The following is a 16,605-nucleotide window of genomic DNA, read 5'->3' on the forward strand; positions in this document are numbered from 1 at the left end:
AGGCATGTCACATGAAGCCGTCGTCAATCTGATCGATATATCCAAAGGCTATGTCAAGGGCGGAGAACGGATTGCGATCTTCGACCGCATGAATTTTCAGATTTCCCACGGCGACTTCATCGCCATCATGGGACCCTCCGGATCCGGAAAATCGACCTTGCTCAACCTGCTCGGCGGGATCGACCGTGCCGACTCCGGCGAGGTTCATGTCGCCGGCACGCGTATCGACACACTCTCGGAATCAAGGCTCACGCGCTGGCGTGCCCGGCATATTGGCTTCGTGTTCCAGTCCTACAATCTCCTGCCCATACTCACGGCCGCCCAAAATATCGAATTGCCGCTGCTTTGCCAGGGCACCGGCGACCGCAACAAGCGCGTCGCGGCGGCGCTGAGGATCGTCAATCTGAGCGAGCGCGGACGACACTATCCGAACGAAATGTCCGGTGGGCAGCAACAGCGCGTCGCCATCGCGCGCGCGATCGTTTCCGACCCGGATCTGTTGCTTTGCGACGAGCCCACCGGCGACCTGGACCGGGCTTCGGCCAACGACATTCTGTCGATGCTGCGGCTGCTCAATGGCGATTTCCGCAAAACCGTCGTGATGGTGACCCACGATCCGGCGGCGGCCGAGTACGCCAACCGCACGCTCCACCTCGACAAGGGACAATTTGTCGAAAGGAGGCTGGCGGCATGAACGTCCTCTCACTGATCTGGAAAAATCTCTTGCGCAGCAAGGTGCGCTCGGCACTCATGATCGCCTCCATCATGATCGCCTTCGGCATGTTTGGCGTCCTCTCCGCTTTTGAGCGGGGATTGAGCGCCAGAGCCGACGCCGCGGCCGCCGACCGGCTCGTCGTCGTCAACAAGATCGACTACGTGCAGCCGCTGCCGCTCGGCCACTACCAGCGGGTTTGCGCGGTCAATGGCGTCCAATCCGCGACCCATCTCAGTTGGTTTGGAGGCTACTTCCAGGAGCCGAAGAACACGGTCACGGCGATGGCGGTTGACGCTGAGACCTACCTGACCGTCTATGGTTCGGATTACGTCGTTGCCGACGACGCCAACAAGGCCTTTTTGCGGGAGCGCACCTCGGCCCTGGTCGGCGCGGAGCTGGCTCGGAAGTGGGGATGGAAAGTCGGCGATCAAATCCCGATCTCGAGCGATATCTATTTCCAGAAGAACGGCTCGCTCAGTTGGACCTTGACGATCGTCGGCCTGCTGCAGGGCCGCACCGCTAACAACCCGACCAATTTCCTTGTGTTCCACTACGCGTATCTCAATGAGACCCGCACATTCGGCAAGGATACGATCGGCTGGATTGCGCTTCTGACCGGAGCGCCCGAGCGCATCGACGAGGTTGCGCGCATGATCGACGGCATGTTCGCCAATTCCACCAACGAAACATCGACCGATACCGACCGCGCATTCAACAGGGCTTTCGGCGCCCAGTACGGCAACGTCGGATTGATTGTCACCCTCGTCATCGGCGCCGCCTTTGCGACCATTCTGATGATCGTTGGAAACACCATGGTGATGGCGATCCGCGAGCGCACGCGCGAGATCGGCGTTCTGAAAACGCTGGGCTTCTCGCGCCGGACTTTGCTCAATTTGATGCTGGGCGAGGCTTGTGCGCTGGCGCTGGCCGGCGGCGTGCTCGGCATGATCGCAGCCGAGGCAGCCATCCTTTGCCTCCACTTCGCCGGCGCGGGGGCGTTTTCGCAGTTGACGCTGAGTTTGGCCATCGTGGGCGAAGCACTGGCGATCATGGCGGTATTCGGCATTCTCACCGGCTTAACGCCGGCACTGCGCGCCATGAATATCGGAATTGCGCAGGCGCTCAAAAGGAGTTGAACCATGGATTGGTTGCGACAAAGCGCGGTTGTCTCCAGGCTCAATATCCGCAGCATCCCCCGCCGGTTTCTGTCCTCGGCGTCGTCGGTGTTGGCGGTTACGCTGGTTATCGTCGTTCTGCTCGGTTTTCTGGGCATGGCCGACGGATTTCGCAATACGCTCACCTCGTCCGGATCTGACGACATCGCGGTTGTGTACCGCGGCGCCTCGCAGTCCGAGTTCAACAGCGTCGTGAGTTCAAGCCAGATCAAGTTGCTGGCGCAGGCGCCGGGCGTCGCCCGCGGTGCCGACGGCAGGCCCCTGATTTCGCCCGAACTCTACCTCGCGATCTCCGGGGTGGAGCGGGATTCACAAAGGCGCGCCAACATTCCCTTGCGCGGTGTCAGCCCGGACGGTGCCAGGCTGCACAAGAGCATCAGGTTTACCGAGGGAAGAATGTATCATGCCGGCAGCGACGAGATCGTCGCGGGGGCCGACGTCATCAAACGTTTCGAAGGGTTCGAACTGGGCAGCACCATCACGCTCGGTGGCAGCAAGTGGACCGTGGTCGGCGTCATGGCGTCCGGTGGAACCGTATTCGGATCCGAACTCTGGGCAGATCCTCCCGTCGTTCAAAGCCTGTTCAAACGCACCAACGTTTTCCAAACCGTGCGGCTGCAACTTGGCAACGCCGCCGATCTTCAGCAGCTCAAGTTCTATGTTGACGGCGAGCCCCGACTCAAGCTCGAGGTCAAATCTGAAGCGGCCTATTTCGCGGACCAATCTTCCCGCGTCACCAACCTGATCCAGAATGTGGGCTGGCCGCTCGCGATCGCCATGGCGATCGGCGCCGTCGCCGGCGCCCTCAATACGATGTACAGCTCGGTCGCGGCCCGGGCGGGCGAGATTGCGACCTTGCGGGCGATCGGCTTCAGCGCGGCCTCGACGTTTCTTGGCACCATGTGCGAGTCGCTCGCGGTAGCGATGCTCGGCGGTATCATCGGCTCGCTGGTGGCCTATTTCGCATTTGATGGCCTCGCCGCAACGACGCTCGGAAACAGCTTTACCCAAGTTGCATTCAACCTGAAACTAAGCGGGGGACTGATGGCCAAGGCTCTCGCGCTTTCGATCGCCATCGGGCTGGTCGGCGGAATGGCTCCGGCATGGCGTTCAGCGCGTATCGGCATTGTCGAGGGTCTGCGGGGTTGAGCCGTGGCATCATTTGCAGCCGCACGGAGTTTCCGCTCATGGCCGTAGTCGGCTTTACGGTGATCGTTTGGGGCTTGGCTGCCGTTGGATTTGCAGCTTTGGTGTTGGCCGGTCTTGTCGCGTGGCCGCTGCGATCGCCACCGGAGCTGACCTCGGTTTCAGCGGCCCGCAAATTGATCAATCTTGCCACCCTGCCGCCGCTTGACCGGTTTCAGGCCAGGGACGGCACCGAACTGGCCTACCGACGCTACGCGCCGCGTTCGGCTGCCGTCGATCGTGTCGCCATCGTCGTGCACGGCTCTTCGGTTTCGAGCCGGGGCTCGATCCATGTCCTGTCCAGAGCCATCGCGATGCGGGGGGTCGAAGCCTATGCGGTGGATATCCGCGGACACGGCGCGTCGGGCACGCGCGGCGACATCGCCTACCTCGGACAGCTCGAGCACGACCTTGCCGATTTTGTCGGTGAAGTTCGCAAGCACCACCCCGTGGCGCCACTGACCTTGGTCGGACATTCGGCCGGCGGCGGGTTTGCGCTGCGGATCGCCGGATCATCGATGCAAAAACTGTTCGTGCGCACCGTGTTGCTCGCGCCCTATCTCGGATACGACGCCCCCACCAGCCGTCCCGATTCGGGAGGCTGGGCGAGCGCGAATGTTCCGCGCTTCATCGCGCTATCGATGTTGCGCCGACTGGGGATGCCCTTTGCCGAATCGCTGCCGACGCTTGCCTTCGCGGTGCCGCCCAACGCCAGCAGATTTCTGACGCCAACCTATTCGTATCGGCTGCTGCGCGATTTCTCCGCCTCGCGTGATTTTCGTCAGGACCTCGCAAAGGCTCTCAATCCCGTGACGGTCTTTGCAGGCGCAGCGGACGAACTGATACTGCCCGACAAATATCAGGAAGCTTTCAGCCCGCTCGGGATCGTCAGGATCATTGCCAATGTCAATCACATTGGCATCGTGAGCGACCCCGCCGCCGTATCCGTTATCGCCGACGATATTGCACGATCCGGAGCGAATTCCCGGTCTAGCCCCGAAAGTTCACATCAAGAGATATGTTCTCGCGGCGACAAGGCGGGCTCCGGCGGAATGCAAAATGCCCAATTGCCCGGGTAAATTGTTCATGGTATGTTCTGGAAACACATAGGGTCGTTCGTTCCGGTCAACCGCCATGCCCGAGCAGATCGTCATCACCGAAAAAAACAGCCAGGCAAAGGACGTCCGCGGCGCAGTTGGTTCTCGTTACGGAGACGTTCTCCCGGCCGAAGGTCATCTACTCGAGCTCCTGGAGCCAGGTGATGTGGTGCCGGCGTGGAAGCGGTGGTCGCCGATACTTCTGCGGCCCGAAGGCCTTTACGGCACTCGTCCGGCAGCGGGCGGAAACAAAGCCGCCAAACTGAAAGTCATTCGCGAGGCACTGCTCGGAGCCAAACGAGTTTGGCTCGCCACCGATTGCGATCGCGAAGGTCAGCTCATCGGCCAGGAAATTCTCGAGCATTGCAAGTACCGCGGCGAGGTGATGCGGGTGCTGTTCACCGCGCAGGACTCCCAGACAATTCGCACCGCATTTGATCGGGCAAAGCCGAACACCGAATACGCTCGCCTTTACGCCGCCGCTGTGGCGCGCCAGCAAGCCGACCAGATCTTCAATTTATCCCTCACCCGCACGGCGACCGTCATCCTGCGCCAGGGCGCGCGTGGTGTGATCGGGGTTGGTCGTGTGAAAACGCCGACCTTGGCAATTGTTTGCAAGCGCGAGCTGGAAATCCGGGATTTCGTGCCACTTGCCTATTTTGAGGTCGTTGCCACCGCGAAAGTTGCGGAAGGCCAATTCCAGATGCGGCACGCGCCTTCGGACCGAATTGTTCGGCGCGAATTGGCCGCGGCTGTCGCCGCTGCTGCGCAAGACTTCGCGGGCGCGCTCGCCATTCGCGTCGAGGAAAAGCGGCAAGGGCCACCCAGGCTGCACGATTTGCCCTCGCTGCAGCAACTCTGCGGCTCGCGCTTCGGCTGGTCCGCGAGCAAGACGCTTGGGGTAGCGCAGGAGCTGTATGACGGTCAGGGCAAGAATATCATCACCTACCCTCGGGCCGAGGTGCGCTACCTGCCGCAGAGCCTGATTTCGGATGTGCCGCGAATCGTGGCCGGACTAAGGGTCGGCCAATCCTTCAGCGCGATCCACTTGCCTGAGCCGCCGGTGATCCGCAGCGGCGCAAGCGGCACATTCTACGACAAGGGACTGGAGGGCGCGAGCCATCACGCCGTCATTCCCAATGTCAACACGATCGACAAACTGCCGGGGATCTGGCCTCGTCTGTCATCTGACGAAAGGAAACTGTTTGACGTCATCGCGCGGGCCTATCTCGCCGCCCTGATGCCTGACTTCCGATACCGGCAGACAACCGCTTCGCTCGACGTGCGTGGCTTCGAATTCCGTGCCGTCGGCCGTCAGCCCGTCGATCTCGGCTGGCGAGCCGCATTTCCGGATTGGCAACCCGCCGACGAAAAGGGCGACGAGGCAAAATTGCTGCCGCCGCTGCGCAACGGTGAGATCGCCCAGCTGCAGGACCCCAAAATTGAGGACAAGGAGACCCGACCCCCGCCGCGTTACAACGAAGGCACTCTGATCGAGGCGATGCAGAATGCCTGGCGATTCGTCGACGATGAAGTTCTGCGGGAGCGTCTGAAGCGAGCCAAGGGTATTGGCACGCCGGCGACCCGGGCTGAGATCATAGGCGGACTGAAGAAGCAGGGTTTTCTAATTGCCCAGGGAAGGAATACGGTGCCGACCGCGGCCGGCCTGTCGCTGTTTGGCGTTCTCAAACAGGCCGATCCGGCGCTGGTCGATCCGGGTGTGACGGCACGACTTGAATGCTTGCTGGACGATGTCGTTGTCGGCAAGCAGGAAATGATCGGTGCGATCGACGCGGTGTGCGATGTCGCCCGGCGGATCATAGGCAAGCTTGCGGAAGGCGCCCCTGCCACGAAGATTGCGCTCGGCAAAGGCTTCGTCATTCCCGACGAGGCCAAGGCCAACTCGGCTGCAATGGACGCGCGGATTGACTCGAACAAAGGCGCGAAGCGCCGCAAGAGCGCCTTAGGGCCGGCGGGATCGATTGCGTCCCCATCAGGGGCCCCGACAAAGAGGCCCCGAAAGCGCAAGGCTGATGCTGTTGCCGTCCCACCGACTCCCGCGCAGCCAAAGCGCGTAACCGCAACGCGGCTGCGAATTCCTTATGGCAACAAGGAAGTCGCCATGAAGCTCGGCGCCCGCTACGGCTCAGCAGGATGGTACGCTCCACCTGGAGTTGAAACGGGTCCATTCAAAGAGCGCGGATGGTTATAACGTCCGATCGCATCCCTCTCGGCTTGCTCGATCGAGCAGCGCACGGGCTCGGCGATGAACGAAGCAAAGGAGCGGAGGTCGCCGCCGATGCTCGCGGTTTTGAGCGCCTTGAGCGGAAGTTGCAGCTTAGCGAAGGCGTAGATCATCGATCCGTCTAACTGATCGGCGGAAGGGGCGGCTGTACTGGCTACAAGGCGGTCGGGACGTCCGGGAGCTGGAAGGCGCGCTCCTGGACGGGGGGTGGGCTTTGGAGGGCGACGAACAATGCTGCCATTGACCGTGCAACCGCTCGCGGTGCCGCGTATGTTGCCTGCGTGTCTCGGTTTCGTAGCCGGCTTTATTGACGCTTGTACCTTTTTTGCATTGTTTCATCTTTTCGTTGCTCAGGTGACCGGAAGCTTTGTCGTCGCCGGCGGGCATTTCTCTGGATTGGACGAAACCATGCTGGTGCCCGTTCTCGCTATTCCAACTTTCTTTCTGATGGGGTTGGGCACCAGGCTGCTATTAGCTTGGTTCGGGCGCACGGGTTGGACGGCTTTGACAGCCGCGCTTGCGGTGGAGTTGGCCCTGGTCGTCGCATTTTTCGTAGTCGGCATAATAGGGGCACCGTTCGTTGACGCGAATACTCCGCTTGCGGTGGTCTCAAGTCTTCTCGGCATTTCGGCGATGGGCGTGCAAAGCGCATTGGTCCGCCTGCTGATGCGCGGCGTGGCCTCCACAAATGTGATGACGACAAATACAACGCAGCTTGCCATAGATGCTGCCGAATGGTTGATCGCATCGCACTGTAAACGTGTGATGCCAGACGATCCCGGCGTCCAAGCTGATTACGCTGCCATACGCGGCCGTTTTACCGGGCTATTTTCGATCATGGCCGGGTTTCTCGGAGGCACAATTGGCGGAGCGCTCGGCTACCGATGGTTCGGTTTGTCGTGTCTTATTGGCGCCATTGCCATTCTCGCAGGGGCTGTCGGCTACTGCGCTTGGCGCGCGATACAGCGCTGATTGCGGGCCAACCGTCTTCGCGCCTGAGACCTCATCAAACATCGATTGGGCCACATTTGCTCAGCACAAAAGGGGCGGCATCCCCGGGCGCCTATTTCACCGCTCCAGCGGTCAGGCCGGCCACGTAGTGCTCGACGAAGAACGAATAAATGATCGCTACCGGAATTGAGCCGAGCAGCGCCGCGGCCATAAGCTGCCCCCAATAGAAGACATCGCCGCGGATCAATTCGGCAATAGCACCGACTGGCACCGTACGGACCGAGGTGTCGGTCAGGAAGATCAGCGCATAGAGGAATTCGTTCTGCGCAAGCGTGAAGGCGAAGATGCCGGCCGAGATGAATCCCGGTTTGCATAGTGGCAGGAACACCAGGAACATTGTCTGCAGCCGGCTCGCACCGTCGATCCGCGCGGCGTCTTCCAGCTCGCGTGGGACGCTCTTGAAATAACCCATCAGCAGCCACGCGCAGAACGGAATCAGCAAGGTCGGATAGGTCAGCATGACCGAGGTGAGCGTGTTGCCGAGCCCCATCCGCTCGATGATCTCCGCCATCGGGATGAACAGCAGCGGTTGCGGGACGAGATACGTCGCCGCCACCGCGAACGAGACCAGCGCACTGCCGGGGAAGTTCATTCGCGCCAGCGGATAGGCGAGCATGGTGCCAAAAACCAGCGAGATGGCGGTCGAGACCGTCGCCACCAGCATCGTGTTCCAGGTCCAGATCAAAAAATCCGTCTCGCCGAGCAGGTCGACATAATGCTTGAGCGTGGGGTGATGCACGATCAGCGGCATCACCTGGGGATTGTACAGTTCCTGGTTCGACTTCAGCGACGTGATCGCCATCCAGTAGAAGGGAAAAAGCGCGAAGATCAGAAAGAATCCGAGTGGCAGCCATAACCGCAGCGCGCGCACCCGCCAGCCGCCGTCGTCCACCATCAAGCCCTCCTCAGATACAGCGCCAGCGCGATGATCAGCAGCGCTAGCGGGGGAAGCATGGCGAGCGCGACCGAGGCGCCGAGACCGAACTGTCCGCCGCTCATTGCGATGTCGAACGCGTAGGTCGCGAATAGGTGGGTGGCGTTGGCAGGTCCCCCCCGGGTCAGCACGTAGACCAGCTGGAAGTCGGAGAAGGTGAAGATCAGCGAGAACATGGTCACGATGAAAACGACCGGCTTGAGCAGCGGCAAGGTGACGTAGCGGAAGCGATCGAGCGCGCTGGCGCCATCGATCGTCGCGGCCTCGTAGAGTTCCAGGGGAATTGTCTGCAGTCCGGCGAGCAGCGTGATCGCGTAGAAAGGCAGGCCGCGCCAGGTGTTGACCACGATCAGGGAAAACATCGCCCAGCTGCCATTGCCGAGCCAGGAGGGGCCGCGCACGGCGATCCCGCCGTGCACGAGCAGCCAATTGATCACGCTGAAGGACGGATCGAGGATCCACATCCAGGCGATGGTCGACAACACGGTCGGCACGATGAACGGCAACAACAGCAACGCACGAACCAGGTTCTTCATGCGGAAGGCCTGGTTCATCACCAGCGCGAGTCCGAGGCCGCCGACCATTTTCAATACCGTCGCCACGCCGGTATAGACGAAGGTGTTCTGAACCACCTGCCAGAAGGTCGGATCGTGGAAATCGGTGATGAAGTTGCCGAGCCCGATGAAGGTGCCGGGCTGGGCGACCGGGCGATGCTCGAGGCTGAGCCAGATGCCGTAGACGAAGGGATAGCCGACCAGCGCGACCAGGAAGGCCATCGGCGGCAAGATCATCAGCAAGCTGAAGGCGTCCTCGCGTTCGGTCCACTCCCGCAGGGCCGGCAGCACGCGCCCGCGAGTGGCCGGACGCGGTATCGGCTCGCTGTGCGCCGACATGCTCAGGTGGGCCGGTAGATCTGCTTCAGCTGTGTGTTCGCATCGGCGATCACCTCCTTGGTCGACTTGCCGGCGCACGCCTTGGCGAACATATCCACGACCACGTATTTGGCGACGCTCTCGGACGAGGCGCGGCTGATCGGCGCCGGCCAGCCCGGCGGATGTGAGGTGGCGAGCGAATCCCGGTACGGGATGTTGCGCGGCTCGACATGCCACAGCGGCGCGTCGTCGAAGGCGTGAAGGAACGGCGCGTAGTAGCTGTCGGCCGAGGCATACCATCCGCCGACCTGCGCCGGCTCCATCAACCAGCGCAGAAAATCTTTCGCGGCCTGCTGATCCGGAGTGTGGCTGAAGATGGAGTGGCTCCACGGCAACAGGATGTGGAAGCGCTGGCCACCCGGCCCCTTCGGATTGAGCGACTGGTCGGTGGCTTTGGCGATCTCGGGGAAATCGCGCTTCGCCGCCCACAGGATACTCTCGGCGTTGTTGGTGCAGGATATTTGTCCGCTCAAATAGGCCTTGTTGTTGTTGGGATCGGTCCAGCCAAGCACGTCCTCGATCATGGTCTTTTGGAAGAAGGTGCGGGCAAAATCGACCGCGCGCGCCGTCTCGGCCGAATCGATCACCACCGTCTTGCCGTCGGGCTCGACCTCGCGCCCTCCATAGGACCATAACAAAGGATAGAGCCAGCCGTGATTGTCGCCAAAGCCATGACCGAGCTCAAAGCCAAAGGGATGCCCCATGGCATTCAGCTTGATGCCGGCCTCCAGAAGCTCGTCCCAGGTATCGGGGAATTTGTCGTAACCGGCCTCCTTGAACCAGTCGGTGCGCCAGTTCATCAACTGGCCGACATTGCCGAACGGGATAGCCTTCCATTTGCCGTTGACGATGACGGCCTCCTTTGCCGCGTCATGCCAGCCGCCGCTTTTTTTGCCTACCTCCTCCGCGACATCACCGACATCGACATATTTCTCATCGTACAGGAACGGCCAGTTGAAGAAGTTCAGCGTCATGTCCGGACCCGATCCGGTCTCTGCCACGGTAGTGACACGGGTCTGCAGGCCGCCAACGCTGACCAGCTCGTATTTTATCTTGACTCCGGTGAGCTTCTCGTAGGCCGGGATCAGCGCCTTCTGGAAATACTCGTCATAGGTCCTGATGAACGAGTTTTCGTGCATGATTGACATGGTCTTCGGCGCTCCAACTCCGGGGCGCACGCCGAGCGCAGCCCCGGCGACACCGAATCCCGTTGCCTTCAAGAATTGCCGGCGCGAGTTGTCCGGCAAAGCGTGTACCGCCCTGGTCATCGCATCCCCTCCCTGTGGCGCCCCTGTCCATCGACAAGAGCGCAGCCCAACCTTTTTCGATCCGACATTTCGTCCGGTCACGTATCGAGGCGGTTTTTTTCCCGTTAGCCTAACCCCTCCATACACTGATGCAACTGGATTTTCTCAAGCCCAGAAGTTGCGCGGCCCGGTGCAGCGCTACGATTGGATGAAAGGCCCATGACGATCCGGATGCGGCCTGAATCCCGGAAGGCCATAAGCCGCTGCGGCAGCGCATGATCGAACACATGACAATCCGCAAGTTAGAAAACCATGCGCGTCCTGCCATCCGACTTACCCCGACCACCGCCGTGTTCAAGAGATATCGTAGACCGACACCTTGTCGGCGATGCCGCTCAACGCCACGCGTCTGAGCGTTGGCTTTAGCCCGTTGGTCTCGAGCAGGGCCCGGGCATGCGCGTTCTCCACCACCGATTGCGTCGCCACGATCGAGCGCGAGGCCGCAAGGCCCTGGACGCGCGAGGCGATGTTCACAGTCTGGCCAAAATAGTCCTGCTGGTCATTGAGTATGACCGCGAGGCGTGAGCCTTCATGGATGCCCATCTTCAGGCGCAGGCTCTGATGCTGACGCTCGGCGCCGAGATCGCTCATCGCCTCGCGCATGCGGATCGCAGCGGCAATGGCGCGGTCAGGCGTCTCGAAGGTCGCCATGACGGCATCGCCAACGGTCTTCACCACTGCCCCCCTTTCGGACGCGATAATCTTCCCCAGCAGCCTGAAATGCTCGTCGACCAGATCGAAAGCGACGAGGTCACCGACGCGCTTGTAGAGCTCAGTGGAGTCCTTGAGATCACTGAACAGGAAAGTCAGGCTCAAGATCTTGAGGCGCTGGCCGATGGCGAGCGTCTGGGTGCGGTAGATGTCGCGGAAGCTCTGATTGGTGAGGAGACGCTTTGCCGTGCGAACAGGCTTGCGTCGCTTCAGGAGATCGTCCAGCGCCTGGTTCGTCACCCAGACCGCCGGCAACACGCGACCCTCGGTGCGGTTTTCCAAAGCCAGCCGCAGTGGCCCGGGGCACAAGGCAACGGTATCGACGGGAACCTGGCGTCATCTTTCACGAAATGGGTCAGCATCGCCGGGCCATCGAGGAGGGCTCGATCCCGCGTTGCTGCGCGATCCCGCCAATTATCTGGCGCTGTTCACCCGCGCGTGCGCTCTTGAGCAGATCGCTTCCGGCGAAGCAGGCGCGGCATGGCAAAAGATGCTCGACACCTCGGCCGCCGCACCGCGCCACCGCTGCCCGCCCTGGGTGATGACGCAAGCACGCGCAAGCCGTCGACCAGATCCAAATCGGCGCATCGCGGCAGCAAGCGGCCGCGTGAGGGAAAAGACCCGCACGGCGCCTTCGTTCAGGGGCACTTCCGCGGAGAGCGCGATGATGACGGATTTTCAGCGTTCGCTCGACATTGATCGGATTACGTCAAGCCCGGTATCCGGCTTACGGGTGCAACTCCGGCCCCGCCTACCCTGGCGCCGCCCGCCAACCGGCTGCACCATCCCGCAAGCACCCGCAGCACACATATTTTTTTGTCGTGACTGGCCGCGAGTTTGTGACAGTATCACTACAATCAGATGTCAGTTCGGTCACACGCGGAGCGATCCATGAGTTTGGAATGGCGGGCGCGGTCAAGTTCCCTGGCCTGGTCAAATCCCCTGTCCTGGTGGTGGGGTCTGTTGACCCTGGTCAGCAGCGCCAATATCGCCGTTTGGTTCTTTCTGTATCGCCAGCTCCACGAACAGCCGACTGGCAGTCTCGGCAGCACCTCCGGCATCGAGCTCATGCTCCTCCTCAGTGCGGCCTATGTTTTCGGCTGCGCATTCAGGTCGTTCCTTCCGCGCGCGGATGTTCAGCGGATCTGCTTGTTCGACACCTGGCTGTCGAGCGTTGTCGTCGGTCGGTCGGTAGCAACCGCGGCCGAGGTGTGCTTCGCGGCGCAGTGGGCGATGATCCTGCACCAGCTGGGCACGATGACGGGAGCGGACACCACCTTGAACGCCGCGTGGGTGATCGTGCCGTTGATCCTCATCGCGGAATGCTTCTCATGGTATGCCGTGCTGACCACCCACTATTTGGGCAACGCCATCGAAAATTCGATATGGGCCGTTGCCTTCTTCGCAGTTGGGTTTGGACTTTGCCGGTTGCTACCGGAGTTCGATGGTCCGGTTCGCCTGGTCCTCGCCATCGCGATCATCGCTATCGCAGGCTATCTGGCGTTTCTCGTGACCATCGATGTGCCGATGTATCTGAGCCGATGGCGGGCCGAGGTCGCCGTCGGCAGCACGCTCCTGAGACCTCTCGATGGTCTCCGTGACGTGAGCACGCGTTGGGTCGTGACGCACGACTTTGCTGAGTGGAAGGATGAGATTGCCTGGATGTCGCTTTATTTCAGTGCGGCGGTCTGGGCCAGCCTCGCGCTGTGCGTTTTCTACTCGCTCGAGGATCATCTCCCGCGCTATCGCACCGAAGCGACGGTCGCAAGCCGGTCGTCGAACGCGCTGGCGGTGGTTAAGTTAGGGAAACCAAACGAGATCGTGTGTTAAACCGCGTCCAGCCTGGGAATGGTCTATTCCCGATGCCCTTCGCAATTCGGCAGGTCGACGCCGGACACGCTTGTGAGAAGCGCGCACAGCAGACGACCACCATGGCACGGAATCTAGGTTACCACTAAGTGCCTGAAACCATTGGTGGGCGCACCAGGGCTCGAACCTGGGACCCGATGATTAAGAGTCATCTGCTCTACCAACTGAGCTATGCGCCCGGAACCGGCCCGGAAAGCCTTCGCAAGAGGGCGTCGTTTAGCAAAGCGACCCCCCGATGTCCAGCAATGCGGCAGTTTATTCCCGGCCCCCGGCGGTGCGAAGCAGCGAAAAAGCCGCCGGATCCGGCGGCTTCTCTGGAGCCTCCGAGTCATGCAACGCTCGCGCGGCTAGAGCCGGTCGGGGCCATCCCGATCGCCGTCATCCCCGCCCCGGCCGCCCTGGCGCTCGTGGCCGTGATCCCGGTCGCCGCCCATCATGCCCCGCTCTGAGCCGGGGTGCCGCCAGCCGCCGCCGAAACCGCCCTGCCTGTGTGTCAGGACGGCAAGCCGCCGTTTCTGGCCGTCGTCGAGGGTCTTGTAGAGCGGGTCGGCCGTATCGGCGATCTTCTTCAGCGCCGCCGCCGTGGTCGCCATATTGTCGGCGCGCTCGCGCAGCCGCGCCACCGGATCGTCGGGCTTCTGGCCTTGCGCATCATCCGGCTTCGCATTCATCCGCGCATTGGCGCGGTCGATCCGCAGTTTGGCGAAATCCCGCACCGCGGCCTCGACCGGCGGCCACAGCTTTTCCTGATCGGGATTGAGTTTCAGCCCGGCATGAACCGCGGCGATCCGCGCATCGGCAAACGCCGCCCGGTCCTCCGGGCTGATCCGGAAATGCTCCATGCCCTCGTGAAACCACGGGCGATGCTGGGCATAGACCGCGGTCGAACCGGCGATGGCGAGCGCCGCAATACCGGCGATAGTAAACTTCCTCATGTCGGCCTCCTGTCAAGCTTGCATCAACATGACGCGCTTTTAGGCGTATTCAACTTACAGTTTGGCAAGAGTGGCCCGCGTTACCAAGATGTAATCTGCCGCCTTTGAAACAATAAGGCTAGACCATGCCGAGCAGGCGCGGCAGCCACAGCGAGATTTCCGGAATGTATGTAATCAGCCCGAGAAAGGCCAGCATCGCGCACAGCCAGGGCAGCACCGCGATAGTGATCTCGCTGATGCCCATTTTGGCGATACCGCTGGCGATATAGAGATTGAGGCCGACCGGCGGATGGCACAATCCGACCTCGGTGTTGACGATCATCAGGATGCCGAGGTGGACCGGATGGATACCGATCTTGGTCGCGAGCGGAAACAGGATCGGCGCCATGATCAACAGGATCGACGACGGGTCCATCACGTTGCCGGCCGCCAGCAGCAGCACATTGACGACCAAAAGGAACATCCAGAGGCTGAAATTCTTGTCGATGATCCAGGCCGCCATTTGCTGCGGGATCTGCTCGTGCGTCATCAGGAACGAGAACAGTACCGCGTTGGTGATGATGTAGAGCAGCATCGAGCTCATGCTCGCCGCCTGCAGCAGCACCTTGCCTGCTTCGAGGAATTTCAGTTCCTTGTAGACGAACACGGTGATGAAGAACGCGTAGACCGCTGCCACGGCGGCGGCTTCGGTCGGCGTGAAGATGCCGCCATAGATGCCGCCGAGCACGATCACGATCAGCAACAGGCCCCAGACGCTTTCACGGAACGCGGCCCATTGCTGACCAAAACTCGCCCGCGGCATCCGCGGATAGCCGTTGCGCCAGGCAATGAACCAGGTGACGGTAGCCAGCATCGAAGCCAGCATGATGCCGGGCACGATGCCGGCCATGAACAGCGCGCCGATCGAGGTGTTGGTGGAGACGCCGTACAGCACCAGAATGATCGACGGCGGCACCAGGATGCCGAGCGCGCCCGAGGTCGAAATCACGCCGACTCCGAAGCGGCGCGGATAGCCGTGATCCACCATGGCCGGCATCATGATCGAACCGATCGCCACCACGGTGGCGACGCTGGATCCCGAAATCGCCGCAAACATCGCGCACGCCGCCACCCCGGCCAGCCCAAGGCCTCCCGGCAGATGGCCGACCAGCGAGGTGGTGAAGGCGATCATGCGCCGCGCCACCCCGCCACGGGTCAGAAAGGTGCCGGCCAGGATGAAGAACGGGATCGCCATGATGCCGAAATTGTCGAGGCCGGAAAACAACTTCAGTCCGACGCTCTCGATCGGCACCTCCGTCATCGTAAACAGGAAGGTCAGGACGGTGAGGCCGAGCGAAATCGAAATCGGCATGCCCGTCAGCATCAGGGCGAACAGCAGTCCGAAAATAAGGGCCGCGCTCATCACGCTTCTCCGAGCGCGATCGGCGCCTTGGCGCTGACTTCGACGCCGTCGACATGGGTGGCATCATGATGCGGCAGTTCGCCGGTCCGGAAATAGCGCCACGACACCTGCAGAAATCGGAAGCACATCAGATAGGAGCCGAGCGGGATGCAGGCGTAGACGATCCAGCTCGGCAGTTCCAGATCGGGCGAGACCTGGTCGGTGCTCATCAATTCGAGCACGAACTTCGCACCCATCGAGCCGACGACAAAAGTAAACAGCGCGCCGCCGAACAGACCGAACAGAATGACGCCCTTCTGCCAGCGCGCATTGAGCTGATTGATCAGGACGTCGACGCCGACATGGATGCCGGTGCGAACGCCATAGGCCGCGCCGAACTTCGCCATCCAGATGAACATGTAGATGCACAGTTCCTGCGCCCAGGAAATGTGGATGGCGATCAAATAGGGATAGAGGAACGGCACGCCGGTGCCGAACCGGTGCACGACGGATATGAAGATCAGAATAGTCGCGGCCGCCATCAGCGAGGCGATGATGATTTCCTCGAGCCGATCAAGTATGCGAAGCAGCATCTCTCATGCTCTAGTGGCTGGCTCCGCCGGTTTCCCTGACGAACTCGTCGATCAAGGGTTGGCCGACCCGGCCTGCGACGTCCTTGTAGACCGGCTCCATCGCCCTGCGCATGGCGGCGTCCTGCGCCTCGGTCAGCGTGATGATCTCGGTCTTGCCGGCCTTCCTGATCGCCTCGAGCGCGTCCTCGTTTTCCTTCGCCGACTGCCCGTTGCCAAATGCGGTGGCTTCCTTCATGGCCTTTTCGAGCTCGCCGCGCAGGTCGGCAGGCAGACCGTCCCAGAACTTCTTGTTCACGACCACGACATAGCCGATATAGCCGTGATTGGTGATGGTCGCGTATTTCTGCACCTCGTTCATCTTCTGGGTGTAAATATTCGACCAGGTGTTTTCCTCGCCATCGACCACGCCGGTCTGCAGCGCCTGATACACCTCGCTGAACGCCATCACCTGCGGGATCGCGCCGAGCGCACGGAATTGCGCCTCGAGGACCTTCGACGACTGAATGCGGAATTTC

14 protein-coding genes, 1 tRNA gene and 1 pseudogene are annotated in these 16,605 nt (G+C 61.4%); 7 read left to right on the forward strand and 9 right to left on the reverse strand.

Going from position 1 to position 16,605, the window contains the following annotated elements:
• Nucleotides 1-4 precede the first annotated feature (4 nt).
• From ABSG20_RS00420 to ABSG20_RS00445, 6 genes are all read left to right on the forward strand, one after another.
• Nucleotides 5-694: an ABC transporter ATP-binding protein gene (locus ABSG20_RS00420; protein WP_423862497.1), complete on the forward strand. Its 690-nt coding sequence runs from the start codon at nt 5-7 to the stop codon at nt 692-694.
• Nucleotides 691-1,851, forward strand: a complete 1,161-nt coding sequence (locus ABSG20_RS00425; protein ID WP_423862498.1) for an ABC transporter permease — start codon at nt 691-693, stop codon at nt 1,849-1,851. Before ABSG20_RS00420 ends, ABSG20_RS00425 begins: the two co-directional genes overlap by 4 nt.
• A gap of 3 nt (nt 1,852-1,854) precedes the next feature.
• Nucleotides 1,855-3,039 (forward strand): ABC transporter permease, encoded by a 1,185-nt coding sequence (locus ABSG20_RS00430; RefSeq protein ID WP_423862499.1) that lies wholly within the window; start codon nt 1,855-1,857, stop codon nt 3,037-3,039.
• A gap of 38 nt (nt 3,040-3,077) precedes the next feature.
• Nucleotides 3,078-4,154 (forward strand): alpha/beta hydrolase, encoded by a 1,077-nt coding sequence (locus tag ABSG20_RS00435; RefSeq protein WP_423862500.1) that lies wholly within the window; start codon nt 3,078-3,080, stop codon nt 4,152-4,154.
• A gap of 55 nt (nt 4,155-4,209) precedes the next feature.
• Nucleotides 4,210-6,384, forward strand: a complete 2,175-nt coding sequence (locus ABSG20_RS00440; RefSeq protein ID WP_423862501.1) for a DNA topoisomerase — start codon at nt 4,210-4,212, stop codon at nt 6,382-6,384.
• A gap of 264 nt (nt 6,385-6,648) precedes the next feature.
• Entirely contained in the window at nt 6,649-7,389 is a 741-nt protein-coding gene (locus tag ABSG20_RS00445; RefSeq protein ID WP_423862502.1) for a YoaK family protein, read from the forward strand.
• 91 nt (nt 7,390-7,480) lie between these two features.
• Here the strand turns inward: ABSG20_RS00445 and ABSG20_RS00450 are convergent, their stop codons facing one another.
• The 4 genes and pseudogenes from ABSG20_RS00450 to ABSG20_RS00465 form a co-directional block, all read right to left on the reverse strand.
• Nucleotides 7,481-8,323: a carbohydrate ABC transporter permease gene (locus ABSG20_RS00450; RefSeq protein WP_423862503.1), complete on the reverse strand. Its 843-nt coding sequence runs from the start codon at nt 8,321-8,323 to the stop codon at nt 7,481-7,483.
• The gene (locus tag ABSG20_RS00455; protein WP_423862504.1) at nt 8,323-9,207 is read right to left on the reverse strand and encodes a carbohydrate ABC transporter permease; all 885 of its coding nucleotides are present in this window, start codon (nt 9,205-9,207) and stop codon (nt 8,323-8,325) included. The genes ABSG20_RS00450 and ABSG20_RS00455 overlap by 1 nt, the downstream gene beginning before the upstream one ends.
• A gap of 50 nt (nt 9,208-9,257) precedes the next feature.
• A complete protein-coding gene (locus ABSG20_RS00460; RefSeq protein WP_423862505.1) occupies nt 9,258-10,562 on the reverse strand; it encodes an ABC transporter substrate-binding protein in 1,305 nt (434 codons plus the stop codon).
• Nucleotides 10,563-10,895: 333 nt separating this feature from the next.
• Nucleotides 10,896-11,633: pseudogene (locus ABSG20_RS00465) on the reverse strand (adenylate/guanylate cyclase domain-containing protein); the annotation flags it as partial.
• Nucleotides 11,634-12,203: 570 nt separating this feature from the next.
• Here ABSG20_RS00465 and ABSG20_RS00470 point away from each other — a divergent pair.
• On the forward strand, nt 12,204-13,142 hold the full coding sequence (locus tag ABSG20_RS00470; RefSeq protein ID WP_423862506.1) for a hypothetical protein: 939 nt from the start codon (nt 12,204-12,206) through the stop codon (nt 13,140-13,142).
• Between the two features lie 142 nt (nt 13,143-13,284).
• On the opposite strand, the gene ABSG20_RS00475 is transcribed toward ABSG20_RS00470, so the two are convergent.
• The 5 genes from ABSG20_RS00475 to dctP form a co-directional block, all read right to left on the reverse strand.
• Nucleotides 13,285-13,360, reverse strand: a tRNA-Lys gene (locus tag ABSG20_RS00475).
• A 168-nt stretch (nt 13,361-13,528) separates the two neighbouring features.
• Nucleotides 13,529-14,116 (reverse strand): Spy/CpxP family protein refolding chaperone, encoded by a 588-nt coding sequence (locus tag ABSG20_RS00480; RefSeq protein WP_423862507.1) that lies wholly within the window; start codon nt 14,114-14,116, stop codon nt 13,529-13,531.
• Between the two features lie 118 nt (nt 14,117-14,234).
• Nucleotides 14,235-15,518: a TRAP transporter large permease gene (locus ABSG20_RS00485; RefSeq protein WP_423862508.1), complete on the reverse strand. Its 1,284-nt coding sequence runs from the start codon at nt 15,516-15,518 to the stop codon at nt 14,235-14,237.
• Nucleotides 15,518-16,090: a TRAP transporter small permease gene (locus ABSG20_RS00490; RefSeq protein WP_423862509.1), complete on the reverse strand. Its 573-nt coding sequence runs from the start codon at nt 16,088-16,090 to the stop codon at nt 15,518-15,520. Before ABSG20_RS00490 ends, ABSG20_RS00485 begins: the two co-directional genes overlap by 1 nt.
• 10 nt (nt 16,091-16,100) lie before the next feature.
• Nucleotides 16,101-16,605: TRAP transporter substrate-binding protein DctP (dctP, locus tag ABSG20_RS00495; RefSeq protein ID WP_423862510.1), on the reverse strand; the 505-nt coding region annotated here is incomplete at its 5' end.

It is taken from the genome of Bradyrhizobium sp. (assembly GCF_049512235.1).
In the GTDB taxonomy this organism is placed as follows: domain Bacteria; phylum Pseudomonadota; class Alphaproteobacteria; order Rhizobiales; family Xanthobacteraceae; genus Bradyrhizobium.